This window comes from Pantoea sp. ACRSB (assembly GCF_022346905.1).
Lineage (GTDB): Bacteria > Pseudomonadota > Gammaproteobacteria > Enterobacterales > Enterobacteriaceae > Pantoea > Pantoea piersonii.
Genome location: NZ_JAKRNL010000001.1, coordinates 765,427 through 779,341, shown reverse-complemented (window position 1 = coordinate 779,341; position 13,915 = coordinate 765,427). Strand labels below are relative to the sequence as shown.

The following is a 13,915-nucleotide window of genomic DNA, read 5'->3' as shown; positions in this document are numbered from 1 at the left end:
CAGATTCCTTATTCACCAGAAGAGACGGTCTGCTGGCTGGGCAGCAGCGCCGTGAGAAAATCGGGCCAGTCGGAGCGGCTGGCCCACAGACGCATGGCGTCGATATCGGGCGCCAGCAGACGATCTTCCTCAAGGAAGGCGACCTGCTGACGAATGCGGCCAATCTCCTGCTCAAGCAGCGCGGAGCTTTGCAGCGGGCGATGGAATTCGATGCCCTGAGCCGCCGCCATCGCTTCGATGCCGACGACCGCGGCGGTGTTGAAGCACATGCTGCCGAGACGGCGCGCCGCATAGGTCGCCATCGAGACGTGATCTTCCTGGTTGGCCGAGGTTGGCAGGCTGTCGACGCTACCGGGATGAGCCAGCGATTTATTCTCTGAGGCGAGCGCGGCGGCGGTGACCTGCGCAATCATAAAGCCGGAGTTAACGCCGCCGTCGCGCACCAGAAAGGGCGGCAGACCCGACAGACCGGTATCAAGCAGCAGCGCCATGCGGCGCTCGGAGATCGCGCCAATCTCAGCGACGGCCAGCGCGATAATGTCGGCGGCGAAGGCCACCGGCTCGGCGTGGAAATTGCCGCCGGAGATGACGTCGCCGCTGTCGCTGAACACCAGCGGGTTGTCAGAGGCGGCATTAGATTCAATCTGCAGCACGCGCGCGGCGTGGGTGAGGTTATCAAGGCAGGCGCCCATCACCTGCGGCACGCAGCGCACCGAGTAGGGGTCCTGCACCCGGCCGCAGTTAACGTGCGAGCCGAGAATTTCGCTGCCTTTGACCAGCCTCTCCACCGCGGCGGCGACGGCGATTTGGCCGCGCTGGCCGCGCGCCTGGTGGATACGCGCGTCGAAGGGTTTCAGCGAGCCTTTAATCGCCTCCAGCGACAGCGCTCCGGCTACCAGTCCGGCGGCCAGCAGGTTTTCCGCCTCAAACAGGCCGCGCAGCGCCAGCGCGGTCGAGACCTGGGTGCCGTTAAGCAGCGCCAGACCCTCTTTCGGTCCGAGCACAAACGGCGTCAGCCCGACGGAGGCCAGACCTTCACGCGCCGGGATCAGCGCGCCGTCGACGCGCACGTCGCCCTCTCCCAGCAGCATCAGCGAGAGATGGGCAAGCGGCGCGAGATCGCCGGACGCGCCTACCGAGCCTTTTTCAGGAATGCAGGGCATTACGCCTGCGTTAAACAGCTTCAGCAACGCCTCGATCAGCGCGATACGCACGCCGGAATGGCCGCGCGCCAGGCTGATGATTTTGGTCGCCATCACCAGGCGCGTCACATTGTCGGGCAGCAGATCGCCCAGGCCGACGCTGTGCGACAGCACCAGGTTACGCTGCAGATCGGCAAGGCGGCTGGCGGGAATTTGCGTTTGCGCCAGCTTGCCGAAACCGGTGTTGATGCCGTACACCACCTTGCCGGAAGCGACGATATCGTCCACGGTTTGCTGGGCGCGTAAAATGGCTTCCTGCGCTCGCTCATCAAGCGTCAGCGTGACGCCGCCCTGATATATCCTGCGCAGCGTGGCAAGCTCTACTTCACCGGGAACCAGGCGGATAGCCTGAGCCGAACCTGACATAGTCTACTCCTGTCTATACAAGTAAGCGCGGAAAGCAAAAACCTGAACCGGTTTCACTCTGCGCAGCGAATAAAATCGAGTGAAACACAAGTGTCTATTCTTGTCTATACAAGTGGCAAGCTATAAGCATTTGCTATGCCAGCGCGATCACAAATTAGATCGCGCGGCGGCGGTCAGAGGGCGGGGCAGAGGCGGCTGCAGATGTATATACATTTACGTGATGAGACAGTAAACTTCAGGTATTAGCGTAATAAGGAAATCAATATGGTCGAGCATTCGGCAATAGCACAGCTGGCGGCCGCGATGAGCGATGAGCCAGCCCCAATCTACCAGCGCGTGAAGCAGGCGATTATCAGCCAGATCCGCGCGGGCAGCTGGAAGGCGAACCAGCGCGTGCCGTCCGAAAGCGAACTGGTCAACGAGCTGGGCGTCAGCCGTATGACAATTAACCGCGCGCTACGCGAGCTGACCAGCGAGGGGTTTCTGGTGCGCATGCAGGGCGTCGGCACCTTCGTCGCGGAGATGAAAGGCTACACGGCGATGCTTGAAGTGCATAATATCGCGGATGAGATCGCCCAGCGCGGACACCAGCACCGCTGCCAGATCCTGGCGATCGGCCAGAATAAAGCCGATCCCGAGCAGGCGGCGGTGCTCGGCTTAAGCACCGGCCAGACCATTTTTCATTCGCTGATCGTGCATTACGAAGATGACCTGCCGGTGCAGCTGGAGGATCGCCTGGTTAACCCGCTGGTGGCACCCGATTACCTGAGCCAGGATTACCACCAGTTCACGCCCTATACCTATCTGATGCAGGTCGCGCCCCTGACAGCGGGTGAGCATATCGTTGAAGCGGTGCTGCCCGATGCGCGCCAGCGTAAGTATCTGTCGCTGGATGAACATGAGCCCTGCCTGCTGATCCGCCGCCAGACCTGGAGCGACACCAAAATCGTGACCTATGCGCGCCTGCTCTATCCCGGATCGCGTTATAAGCTGCTTGGCCGCTTTAAGGGACACGGCTAAGGCGCGTCAGCAGCAGCTGCGCGTCCGGCGTCGCGGGCGTCAGCTGCGTCTCCTCATCCAGCCACCATACGCCTTCAGCGGCGCATAGTGGTTCGCCGCTTTCCAGCCGCCACTCGCCCGCGATAACCCAGGCGACGCCGTTTAGACTGGCGGCAGCCTGGGCAATGACATCCACCTGCGCTTCCCAGCTGTCGCGCCGCGTCATAATGTTAAAGTCTTCGCTTTCACCGCGCAGCGCGGCGTGGATCGCCCATTCGCCGGGAAAGCGCCAGGGCTGAAGCGGTTTCAGCGTATGGGTGAGGGCGGGCGCGCTAAGCGTTACCGCGTCGCCGCGCAGCAGGGTAATCACCCGATCGATACCCGGAAAGCGCGAGAATGCGCCATCCTGGGAGAGGGTGGCGATGCTGGCGCGCCAGGCGAAATCCGCTTCGCCCGGCGGAAAGCTGATGATTTCACGCGTCTCGCCGCCGCCGTTGCGCCAGCGACTGACCTGAAGGTCGGCATAACAGAAGCGCGTCCTCATCGCAGCGCCGCCATCGCCTGACGAAACGCGGCCGCGCAGGACTCCTCCTCCGCGTGGCGTCCCGCTTCAACCACCGCGCGGCCCGCAACCCACACGTCGCGGATCTGTTCGCGGCGTCCGGCAAAGAGCCAGCGGTTAAGCAGCGCGTCATCCTCGACGCTCTCGAGCCAGGCATCCTCCGCCAGCACCAGCCAGTCCGCGCGCTTGCCCGGCGACAGCTCGCCGAGGGCGACGCCGCACGCCTGCGCGCCGCCTTGCGCCGCGCCGCGCCACAGCAGATCGCCCACAGACGGCTGCTCCGCCGTGATAATCCGGTTGCGACGACGATCGCGTAGCCGCTGGCCATATTCGAGCCAGCGCAGCTCCTCCAGCGCGCTGAGCGAGACGTGGCTGTCGGAGCCGATGCCCCAGCGTCCGCCCTGAGCGATAAAATGGGTCGCCGGGAAAATGCCGTCGCCGAGGTTGGCCTCGGTGGTGGGGCAGAGCCCGGCCACCGCGCGGCTGGCAGCGAGCCGCTCGATTTCGCGCGGGTCCAGATGCGTGGCGTGGATAAGACACCAGCGCGCATCCACCTCAAAGCGGTTGAGCAGCCACTCTACCGGCCGCTCGCCGCTCCAGGCCAGCGAGTCGTTGACCTCTTTTTCCTGCTCGGCGATATGAATATGCACCGGCAGACTCTTATCGCTCGCCTCTAGCGCCTCGCGCATCTGCGCTTCGCTGACCGCGCGCAGCGAGTGAAAGCAGAGGCCGCGATTGAGCAGCGGCTTATCCCGCACTGCCGCCGCCAGCCGCTCCTGCTGCTGCAGCCAGGCGTCGGTTTGCTGAATAAAGCGTTTCTGGCCCGGCAGCGGCGGCTGCGCGCCGAAGCCGCTGTGGCTGTAGAGCACCGGCAGTAGCGTCTGGCCGATACCGGCCCTGTCGGCGGCGAGCATCAGCTGCTGCAGCATATCGTCCTGCGCGTAGGGCGCGCCGCTGGCGTCGTGATGCAGATAGTGAAACTCCGCCACCTGGGTATAGCCGCCTTTCAGCATGTCGATATAGAGATACGCCGCGATAGCGCCGACCTGCTCCGGCGTCAGACGCTGCACCATGCGATACATCAGGTCGCGCCAGGTCCAGAAGCTGTCCTGCGGGTCGCCCGCCACTTCTGCCAGCCCGGCCATTGCGCGCTGGAACGCGTGCGAATGCAGATTGGCGACAGAGGGGATCACCGCGCCGGGCAGCGGGATGGCGCCATGCGGGTCGCTGTCGGGCGTGACGCTTTCAATGATGCCCGCGTCATTAACGCTAATGCGCACCTGATGTCGCCAGCCGTCGGCCAGCAGCGCGCGTGGAGCAAAACAGGTTGCCATAGTTGATCCTCAACGGCTGTAGTTGTATATACATATACATACTTTAAAGGGCGGAGTAAATCGTCCGTAGCGGAGAGAGGCGTGATGGCGGAAAGCAAAGCGATCGACAGCCTGTGGCTGGGGGCCGATCTGGTCACCATGCGCGAAGGCAGATATCACATCATCGAGGATGGCGCGCTGGCGGTGGATGGCGGCGAGCTGGTATGGGTAGGGCCGCGCGCGGAGATGCCCGCCTTTATGCCGCGCCAGCAGCACCGGTTCGACGGCGGTATCCTGACGCCAGGGCTGATCGACTGCCATACCCATCTGGTGTTCGGCGGCGACCGCAGCGCAGAGTTCGAGCAGCGTCTCAACGGCGTCAGCTATGCCGAGATCGCGGCGCAGGGCGGCGGCATTCTCTCGACGGTGCGCGCCACGCGCGAAGCCAGCGAGGAATCACTGGTGGCCTCGGCGCGCTGGCGGCTCAACCGTCTGCTGGCGGAAGGTGTAACCACGGTGGAGATCAAATCGGGTTACGGGCTGGATGAGGCGAGCGAGCTGCGTATGCTGAGCGCGATACGGCGGCTTGGCGAGAGCGCGCCCGTTGACGTGCTGGCGACCTGTCTGGCGGCGCACGCCTTTCCGCCCGAATTTAAGCAGGATCCCGACGGCTGGGTCGATCTGATTTGTGAGCGCATCCTGCCGCAGGTGAAAGCCAACGGGCTGGCGGACGCGGTAGACGCCTTTTGCGAACACCTGGCCTTTTCCCCGGCGCAGGTGGCTCGCGTGTTTGACAAAGCGGCCGAGCTGGGTCTGCCGGTCAAGCTGCACGCCGAGCAGCTCTCTTCGCTGGGCGGGGCGCGGCTGGCGGCGAGCTACGGCGCGCTCTCCGCCGATCATCTGGAATATGCGACCGACGAAGATGCGCGGGCGATGGGCGAACGGGGCACAGTGGCGGTGCTGCTGCCCGGCGCCTTCTATCTGCTGCGGGAAACCCAGCGGCCGCCGGTGGCGCTGTTTCGTCAGCATAAGGTGCCAATGGCGCTGGCCAGCGACGCGAATCCCGGCACCTCGCCGGCGCTGTCGCTGCGCCTGATGCTTAATATGGGCTGCACGCTGTTCGGCATGACGCCGGAAGAGGCGCTGGCGGGCGTCACGCTCTGGGGCGCGAAAGCGCTGGGGCTGCAGCAAACCCACGGCTCGCTGGAGGCGGGCAAAGTGGCGAACTTCGTCCACTGGCCGCTGGCGCGCCCGGCGGAACTGGTTTACTGGCTGGGCGGCGAGCTGCCCTGTACCGTTATCTATCGCGGAGAAGCGCAATGACACCTTTTCTCTTTACGCCGGGCAGCCTGCCGCTGCTGGTCAGTATTCCTCACGCCGGTACGCAGCTTACGCCGGAGGTAGAAGCCGGACTGAGCGACGCGGCGCGCGGCCTGCCGGATACCGACTGGCATATTCCGCAGCTGTTCGATTTTGTACGCGACCTCGGCGCCAGCGTGCTGATCGGCCACTATTCGCGTTTTGTGATCGACCTCAATCGTCCGCCAGATAATCAGCCGCTCTACGCCACGGCCACCACCGGGCTTTATCCGGAAACCCTGTTTGACGGCTCGCCAACCTTTGCGCCAGGCAAAACGCCCTCTACGGCGCAGCGCGAAGGTTATCTCAGAGATATCTGGCAGCCTTATCATCAGCAGATCCAGCAGGAGCTGGCGCGGCTGAAAGCGCTACACGGCTATGCGCTGCTGTTTGACGCCCACTCTATCGCCAGCGTCATCCCGCGCCTGTTCGAAGGACGTCTGCCCGATCTGAATATCGGCACCAACGACGGCAAAAGCTGTCGCGCCGAGGTTACGCAAGGGCTGGAGGCGGTCTGTGCGGCGCAGAGCGACTATAGCTGGGTGGTGAACGGACGCTTTAAGGGCGGCTACATTACGCGCGCCTACGGTCAACCGGAAGAGCAGGTACAGGCGGTGCAGCTGGAGCTGGCGCAGCTGAATTATATGGATGAGACGCCGCCATTCGCCTGGCGGCAGGAGCGGGCTTCAGCGCTGCAGAAAGTGCTGAAGCCGCTCGTGCAAAGCTTTATCGAACGCGGCAGGCCGTCATAGCGGCTGAGGCGCCGTCTCTTTAGCGGCGGCGCGCGTCCGGACGCATCAGGTCGAAGCGTTCGTTTTCACTGATGCCGTAATAGGCGCTCGGCCCGCCGGCACGCAGAATAGGTTGGGCGCGCGCCGTCTGATAAATGCCTTCATCCAGCAGCGATTCGTCGATATGAATCGCAATCGCCTCGCCCAGCACCAGCCAGCTGTCGATCGGGTTGCCCTGCGCATCCTGCAGCTGAATCAGCTGAGTCAGGCGGCACTCAAAGTTTACCGGGCTTTCTGCCACCAGGCTCGCCTTCACCTGCGAGGCGGCCAGCGGCGTCACGCCCACCAGCGCGAACTCATCCTGATCCGGTGGCACCGACGCCGAACTCTCGTTCATCGCTTCCGCCAGCGGGCGCGTCGCCAGGTTCCAGACGAACTCTTTGCTTTCGCTGATATTCCGCACGCTGTCTTTCCAGCCGGTGCTGGAGAAGCCAATGATCGGCGGATGGTAGTTAAAGCAGTTGAAGAAGCTGTAGGGCGCCAGGTTGCGCTGACCGGCAGCGGAAATCGAACTGATCCAGCCAATCGGACGCGGCCCGATAATGGCATTGAGCGGGTCATGCGGCAGACCATGACCGGCGCGCGGCTGGTAGGAGTAGCGTTTATGCGTCATCTTTTATCCCGTAGCGAAGTGTTAACAATATCTTAGCGCTACAGCATCGGCTGCATCGGGAATAAATATGTAAGCGGATTGTGCGGCTTTATTTTCCCGACGCTGCGGCGTATTGTACGCGCCTGCAAAACGGGAGACGCCATGAACAAGCCAGCCAGTAAATTATTCCACGCCCGCAACCGCCATCAGGGCGAGTACGACTTTGCCGCGCTGACCGCCGCGCACCCGCCGCTGGCGGCAAAGGTGCGGCCCAACGGCTACGGCGCGCAGTCGATCGATTTTGCCGATGCGGAAGCGGTCATGCTGCTGAACCAGGCGCTGCTGAAACTCTTTTACAACATTGAATGGCAGCTGGCCCCCGGTGCGCTCTGTCCGCCGGTGCCGGGCCGCGCCGATTACCTGCACTACCTGGCCGATCTGCTGGCGCAGGACAATCACGGCGCGATCCCGCAGGCGGATATTCTGGATATCGGCTGCGGCGCAAACTGCATCTATCCGCTGATTGGCCATGCGGAGTATGGCTGGCGTTTTACCGGCACCGATATCGACGAGGCGGCGCTGAAGGCGGCTAACCGCATCGTGGCGGCCAACGCCGGGCTACAGCGCGCCATTCGCCTGCGCCGTCAGAAGGATCCCCAGGCGGTACTGGCGGGCGTGGTAAATAAAAATGAGTTCTTTCACGCCGTAATATGTAATCCGCCGTTCCACGCCTCAGCGGCGGAGGCGGCGGCCGGTTCGCAGCGGAAAGTACGTAATCTGAAGCTGGAGAGCGCGACGCCGCTTAACTTCGGCGGCCAGCATAACGAGCTGTGGTGCGAAGGCGGTGAAAAAGCCTTTGTCAGCAAGATGCTCGCCGAAAGCGCGGCGCTGGCGCGCCAGTGCATCTGGTTTACCTCGCTGGTGTCGCGCCGCGAGAATCTTTCCGCGCTGGAAAAGCAGCTGCAGGCGCTCGACGTCGCGGAGGTGCGGGTTGTGAATATGGCGCAGGGCCAGAAGCAGAGCCGCTTTCTCGCCTGGAGCTTTATGCCAGCCGCGACGCGCGCGCAGCGGCTGGCGAAATAGCTTTACTCCGGTGCCGGCAGCGCGGGCAGGGCAGCCGCGCTCGCCACGCTGTTGCCGGTCTGCATCACCTCTACCGTCTGATGCGGCGCCTTAATCCCGGCCGCATCGAAATGTTTCTTCACCATGGTGTCCAGCGCAAAGCGCACCGTCCACTGTTTCAACGGCTGGGTGGTAAAGGAGACGCGTACGGTAAAGGCCTGATTGGTTAATCCCACCAGTCCGGCAAAGTTCGGTTCGCCAATCACCATGCCGCGGATATCCGCATTCTCCAGCAGCTCATTAACCGCCTCCTGCAGGACGCGGTTAACGCGTTCGTTGTCTTCGCCGCGCTCGACGTCATAGTTGGCGACAAACGAGCCGATGCCGCGCACAAAATTGGCGAAGGTGGTAATCGAAGACCAGGGAATGATGTGGTAGGCGCCGGTATCCTGACGAACGCCCACCGAGCGAATCGACATCCGTTCCACTGTGCCGGTAATGGCGCCGATGGTCACCAGATCGCCGGTATTCATGCCGTTCTCAAACTGAATGAAGATGCCGGTAATAATATCCTTCACCAGCGTTTGTGAGCCGAAGGAGACCGCCAGGCCAAGCGCGCCCGCGCCTGCCAGCAGGGGCGCGATATTGACGCCGATTTCAGACAGTAAAATCATAATGGTAATGGTGCTGATCACCACTGCCAGCGCGTTGCGGAACAGCGTCAGCAGGGTGCGGGTACGGGCGCTCGGCATCGGACGGCCGTGAGAGTCGGAAGCGAGTCGGCTCTCAATCAGGCTTGCCAGCACCGTCCAGCCCACAGCGGAGAGCAGCAGGATCATGATAATGCGGATCAGCACGTCCACCATTTTTTCACCCGCCCCGACCGTGAGCCAGTGCCAGAGATCGAACAGGTTCCAGGCGTTGAGCAGCAGCAGCAGCGTGGCGAACACGGTAATAATGCGCGCCAGCTTCAGCAGCGCCTTCACCCAGTCGTTGACGCGCTTTTGCAGCGCCGGGTAGTTACGGCGCAGGTCGGGCGAGAGCGTAATGGTTTTGCCTATCCAGCGCGTCAGAATGCCGGAAATAAAGGCGGCGATGCCGATAATCGCCAGCGTGCGTACCGTCGCCGACATCATAAATTTCAGGCTGTCGCCAGGATTGAAAATAGAGAGCAGAAACAGCGCAATAAAGTAGGCGCTCGCCAGCCAGTGCCACACCAGCGCGAAAGCGCGAATAAAAAAGGCGAAAAACGCCATGCTGCGATCCGACAGCGCCTGAAGGGCAAAATGGATAGCGCGACGGTTAGAAAATATAAGGAAGAGCGCCCAGCCGGTCATGATGCCCATAATAAGCACGTTGACCACGGCCGCGACCTGCACATTAACCTGATTAGAGACAATCGGCACGATCACCAGCAGTCCATAGCCGATCAGGCCAGAAAGCCAGCTCAGGCGCGTGTTCCAGTAGCGGGCGCGCCCGTCGCTGAGATGAAAAAAGCGCAGGTCGCTAAAGGTGGGGCAAAAGATCAGGCGCAGCACCGCCTTGAAAAATTCAATTAGCGCGAAGGCGTTCAGGAACAGCCCTTGCTGATAGGCGATGGTACGGCTGTCGCCGTGGTAATTGTCACTGATGATTTGACCGATAAACAGCGTCAGCGCCAGCATCAGCAAATCAATGATAAACGCGCCGATAATCGCCACCGGCAGCTGTATCCAGTTACGCTGCTCGCGGTTCTTCGCGCGTCCCCAACGGCCCATCCGGCGATAAAGCGGCGCAATAAGACGGCGCAGCAGCCAGTAAAGCGCGAACAGCGCCGCAGCCAGCACCACGAAATGCCGCAGCGCATTGAAAAAGGTGTCGGGATTAAACGCCTTGTGCGGCGCATAGGCGATATTGTCATGCAGGCGGGCAAATTTTTGCGCCACGTCGCCGCCAAATTCGCGGGTGACATCCGTTACGCCCTGCAGGACGGTTTTCTCCTCCTCCTTTTCGACCGGCGGCGTCAGCGCAGGCGCGTTATCCTTTGCCGTCGCGGTGGAGGCGCCGCGCAGCTGATCAATCAGTTCCTTGCGCGACTGGTCATCTTCCAGAATATTTGCCAGCGCGGCGTAAGCGGCTTTTTTCTCGTCGAGGGTCGGCTCTTTTTGCGCGCCGCTGGCGGAGCCAGTTGACTGCTGCGCTGCGACTGCCGCCTGCGGCAGCGTCACCGCCTGCGCGGCGGGCAGCATAAAACAGCAGAGTAGTAACAGCGCGATCCCTTGTCGCAACAGGCGACAACATATGTGGGCTGACGACATGGCTTTCTCCTTAGCAACCTCTGGCTCACAGGTGGAAAAGTATAGTCAGGCGCAGGGAGTGAAAGTTCTGAAAGGCACTTATCGTCCGGTTGACGAAAAGCGGGCGATAAAAAGGGGAGTGGCAGAGGAAAAGAGCGAAGCGTTTCGCGAAATACTGGAAGCGTTTTTGAATAGCGCAGCGCGTGAGGCTGGAGGCGGACGCACCTCAGGGAAGAGGTGCGTATCCGCGCTGATCGCGGTGGGCCGACGCCTGTCGGCCCGGCAAATCAGGAAACGTGCTGCAGGAACTCGCGCAGGCGATCGCTTGGCGGCTGGGTGATCAGCGTATCGGGATCGCCATCTTCCGCTATGGTGCCTTTGTCGATAAAGATCAGGCGCGACGCGACTTTCTGCGCGAAGCCGACTTCATGCGTCACGATTACCATCGTCATGCCTTCTTCCGCCAGATCCTGCATCACCTTCAACACCTCGTGGCGCAGCTCGGGGTCCAGCGCAGAGGTTGGCTCATCGAACAGCATCAGCTTCGGCTTCACCGCCAGCGCGCGGGCGATGGCGACGCGCTGCTGCTGGCCGCCGGAGAGTTCGGAAGGAAAGTGGTGCGCGCGCTCGGCCAGGCCAACCTTCGCCAGCAGCTCGCGCGCCAGCTTATGCGCATCCTGTTTCTTTGCGCCGCGTACGCGGATCGGACCGAACGCGACGTTATCCAGCGCGCTCATCTGTGGGAAGAGATGGAACTGCTGGAATACCATGCCCGCTTCCTGGCGGATCAGACGCTCATCTACTTTGGGATCGTTCACCTTCAGGCCGTCGACGATCAGATCGCCGCTGGTGATCTCTTCCAGCTTGTTAATGCAGCGCAGCAGCGTCGATTTGCCTGAGCCGGAGGGGCCGATAATCACCACAACTTCGCCCTGATTAATCTTCAGGTTGATATCGTGCAGCACCTGGGTTTGGCCGAAATGCTTCGAGACGTTTTTAAATTCAATCACAGGATTTTCACCCTTTTCTCAATACGGCGCAGCACAAAGCTCAACACCAGGGTAATCACGAGGTAGATAATCGCGACGGCGCTCCAGATCTCCAGCGCGCGGAAGTTGCCGGCAATGATTTCCTGGCCCTGACGCGTCAGTTCCGCCACGCCGATAACGATAAACAGCGAGGTATCTTTAATGCTGACGATCCACTGGTTGCCGAGCGGCGGCAGCATACGACGCAGCGCCAGCGGCATAATGACATAGCGCAGGGTTGCACGACGCGACAGACCCAGCGCCAGGCCCGCTTCGCGGAAGCCTTTGTTGATTGACAGCACCGCGCCGCGCGTAATCTCGGCGATATAGGCGCCGGAGTTGATCATAATGGTCACCACCGCAGCGGTGAACGGATCGATGCGCAGATCGGGGAAGGCCATCGGCAGGGCAAAGTAGATAAACATCACCTGCACTACGATAGGGGTGCCGCGAATGATCTCAATAAAGACCAGCGCGAGGTTATTGGCGATCCAGCCGCCGTAGGCGCGAGCAAAGCCAGCGACCAGACCGATAATCAGTCCGCCGACCAGGCCGAGCACCGAGATCAGCAGGGTCATTTTCGCGCCTTCAATCAGCACCGGCATAGCGGGCCAGATGACGCTCCAGTCAAACTCCATGGTGTGACTCCAGTTTTGTTGCGATGGAAAAAAGCAGGGAACGCGTCCCTGCTCAAAATAAAATCAAAAAATTATTATTTAGGTTCGCTGCCGAACCATTTTTTGTAGATCTGGTTATAGGTGCCGTTCTCTTTCAGGGTCTTCAGCGCGCCGTTTACTTTTTCACGCAGTTCGTCGCTGCCTTTCGGGAAGGCGACGCCATACTGCTGCGCTTCGATAGATTCGCCAACCGCTTTAAAGCGGCCTTTGCCAGCGGTGTGGATAAAGTAAAGGATGTTCGGCGTATCGTGCAGCACCGCATCGGCGCGGTTAGTGCCCAGTTCCATATAGGCGTTGTCGATATTCGGGAACTGACGCAGGTCTTTAGATTTGATATGCGCTTTCGCGTAATCTACAGAACCGGTGCCGCTCTTCACCGCGACCACTTTGCCGTTCAGATCGTCGATGCCTTTAATGTCGTTCTCATTGTTGCGCACCATCACCAGCAGGCCGCTTTTGTAGTAGCCGTCAGAAAACTCGATGGCTTTTTTACGCTCGTCGGTAATGGTGATGCCCGCCAGCGCCAGGTCGATATTGCGCGTCTGCAGAGCAGGGATAATGCCGCTGAAGTCCATCGGCTTCAGGGTATAGTCCAGCTTCAGCTCTTTGGCGATGGCGTCCCACAGATCGACGTCAAAGCCGACATATTTATCGCCCTGCTTAAATTCAAAAGGAACAAAAGCGGTATCGGTGGCGACGATCAGTTTTTTTTCTGCTGCGGTAGAAGAGAGTGAGAAGGCCAGCGCCAGCGCGGCCACAGAGACTTTAAACAGTGACTTCATCATTTTTCCTTATTACAACCCGGCCCGAAAGCGGCGTTTACGGCTTACCATATGAAAAAAGTATGCCAACTTTTCATTTTAACCACAATCAACAGGTTAAACCTGAAAGCTGACACGATTCTGCAATGGTAAAAACTTTTGCACCAAAATGAAGCACCAAAAAGGTGCATGGGAAGATTTTGGTGCAATCGCACCTTTGCATGCGGTATTAAGCGTGGGAAGAAGAGGCGTTCAGAAATGTTATGAAGGTCAAAAAATAGTAATTTTCCTGTTAAGCAGGCACAAAAAAAGGCGGGTCTCCCCGCCTGATAATGCTTTACGCTGTTATTCGATGTTGGATTCGATAAACCACAGGAATTTATCCAGATCGCGGGAAGCCGCGGTAAAGATATCTGCGGTGTCTTCATCTTTAACTTCTGAAATCGCTTTACGCGTGTCGTTCGCAACGATGGCGTAACGGTCAGCCAGCGCTTTCAGGTGATCCTGTACGCTGTGAATATTGAGCGGATAGCTCTGCAGCGGCGTTCTGTCATTAACGACCTGCGTGGTGCCCAGCGCCACGCCGCCTAACTGCACGACACGTTCAGCAATGGTGTCCTGATGATCGGTAATAGTGGTACGGAAACCGTCCAGCATCTCATGCACGCCGATAAAGTTGGAGCCGCGCATGTTCCAGTGCGCCTGCTTGGTAATCAGCGACAGATCGATAAATTCCACCACCAGACGGTTGAGCACCTCAATGGTGGCTTTTTTCTCGTCGTCAGCCACATCGTTACGGGTGTAAAGCAGATCGGAAGCGTTCGTTTTAACCAGTTTTGCGGTACTCATCGTATGAATCCTCTCTTTGATGGGTTGTCCTAATCAAGCACGGGAATAAGTATAGCAGCGCTTTGCGTCTTTGCAGGA

The 13,915-nt window shown here is 60.3% G+C and carries 13 protein-coding genes; 4 read left to right on the top strand and 9 right to left on the bottom strand.

Annotated elements, in window-relative coordinates; translation table 11 throughout:
* Positions 1 to 8: 8 nt before the first annotated feature.
* A complete protein-coding gene (gene hutH, locus MHZ89_RS03800; protein ID WP_311781914.1) occupies positions 9 to 1,568 on the bottom strand; it encodes a histidine ammonia-lyase in 1,560 nt (519 codons plus the stop codon).
* A 264-nt stretch (positions 1,569 to 1,832) separates the two neighbouring features.
* On the opposite strand from hutH, the gene hutC reads away from it, so the two are divergent.
* A complete protein-coding gene (gene hutC, locus MHZ89_RS03795) occupies positions 1,833 to 2,588 on the top strand; it encodes a histidine utilization repressor (RefSeq protein WP_311781913.1) in 756 nt (251 codons plus the stop codon).
* Here the strand turns inward: hutC and MHZ89_RS03790 are convergent.
* Positions 2,572 to 3,111: a HutD family protein gene (locus MHZ89_RS03790; RefSeq protein WP_311781912.1), complete on the bottom strand. Its 540-nt coding sequence runs from the start codon at positions 3,109 to 3,111 to the stop codon at positions 2,572 to 2,574. The two genes, hutC and MHZ89_RS03790, sit on opposite strands and share 17 nt — an antisense overlap.
* Positions 3,108 to 4,463 (bottom strand): formimidoylglutamate deiminase, encoded by a 1,356-nt coding sequence (locus MHZ89_RS03785; protein WP_311781911.1) that lies wholly within the window; start codon positions 4,461 to 4,463, stop codon positions 3,108 to 3,110. The genes MHZ89_RS03790 and MHZ89_RS03785 overlap by 4 nt, the downstream gene beginning before the upstream one ends.
* A gap of 84 nt (positions 4,464 to 4,547) precedes the next feature.
* On the opposite strand from MHZ89_RS03785, the gene hutI reads away from it, so the two are divergent.
* Both hutI and hutG read left to right on the top strand, forming a co-directional pair.
* Positions 4,548 to 5,765 (top strand): imidazolonepropionase, encoded by a 1,218-nt coding sequence (hutI, locus tag MHZ89_RS03780; protein WP_311781910.1) that lies wholly within the window; start codon positions 4,548 to 4,550, stop codon positions 5,763 to 5,765.
* A complete protein-coding gene (gene hutG / locus MHZ89_RS03775) occupies positions 5,762 to 6,553 on the top strand; it encodes an N-formylglutamate deformylase (protein ID WP_311781909.1) in 792 nt (263 codons plus the stop codon). Before hutI ends, hutG begins: the two co-directional genes overlap by 4 nt.
* A 19-nt stretch (positions 6,554 to 6,572) precedes the next feature.
* Here the strand turns inward: hutG and MHZ89_RS03770 are convergent, their stop codons facing one another.
* Complete coding sequence (locus MHZ89_RS03770) at positions 6,573 to 7,205, bottom strand: flavin reductase family protein (RefSeq protein WP_311781908.1); 633 nt, start codon at positions 7,203 to 7,205, stop codon at positions 6,573 to 6,575.
* Positions 7,206 to 7,346: 141 nt separating this feature from the next.
* Between MHZ89_RS03770 and rlmF the strand changes: the two genes are divergently transcribed.
* Complete coding sequence (gene rlmF, locus MHZ89_RS03765) at positions 7,347 to 8,267, top strand: 23S rRNA (adenine(1618)-N(6))-methyltransferase RlmF (RefSeq protein ID WP_311781907.1); 921 nt, start codon at positions 7,347 to 7,349, stop codon at positions 8,265 to 8,267.
* 2 nt (positions 8,268 to 8,269) lie between these two features.
* Here the strand turns inward: rlmF and ybiO are convergent, their stop codons facing one another.
* The 5 genes from ybiO to dps form a co-directional block, all read right to left on the bottom strand.
* Entirely contained in the window at positions 8,270 to 10,543 is a 2,274-nt protein-coding gene (gene ybiO / locus MHZ89_RS03760; protein WP_311781906.1) for a mechanosensitive channel protein, read from the bottom strand.
* A gap of 266 nt (positions 10,544 to 10,809) precedes the next feature.
* Positions 10,810 to 11,532, bottom strand: a complete 723-nt coding sequence (gene glnQ / locus MHZ89_RS03755; RefSeq protein ID WP_120451666.1) for a glutamine ABC transporter ATP-binding protein GlnQ — start codon at positions 11,530 to 11,532, stop codon at positions 10,810 to 10,812.
* Entirely contained in the window at positions 11,529 to 12,188 is a 660-nt protein-coding gene (gene glnP / locus MHZ89_RS03750) for a glutamine ABC transporter permease GlnP (protein ID WP_311781905.1), read from the bottom strand. The genes glnQ and glnP overlap by 4 nt, the downstream gene beginning before the upstream one ends.
* A gap of 74 nt (positions 12,189 to 12,262) precedes the next feature.
* On the bottom strand, positions 12,263 to 13,009 hold the full coding sequence (gene glnH, locus MHZ89_RS03745) for a glutamine ABC transporter substrate-binding protein GlnH (protein ID WP_126688958.1): 747 nt from the start codon (positions 13,007 to 13,009) through the stop codon (positions 12,263 to 12,265).
* Between the two features lie 324 nt (positions 13,010 to 13,333).
* Positions 13,334 to 13,837, bottom strand: a complete 504-nt coding sequence (gene dps / locus MHZ89_RS03740; protein ID WP_033751449.1) for a DNA starvation/stationary phase protection protein Dps — start codon at positions 13,835 to 13,837, stop codon at positions 13,334 to 13,336.
* Between the last annotated feature and the right edge of the window lie 78 nt (positions 13,838 to 13,915).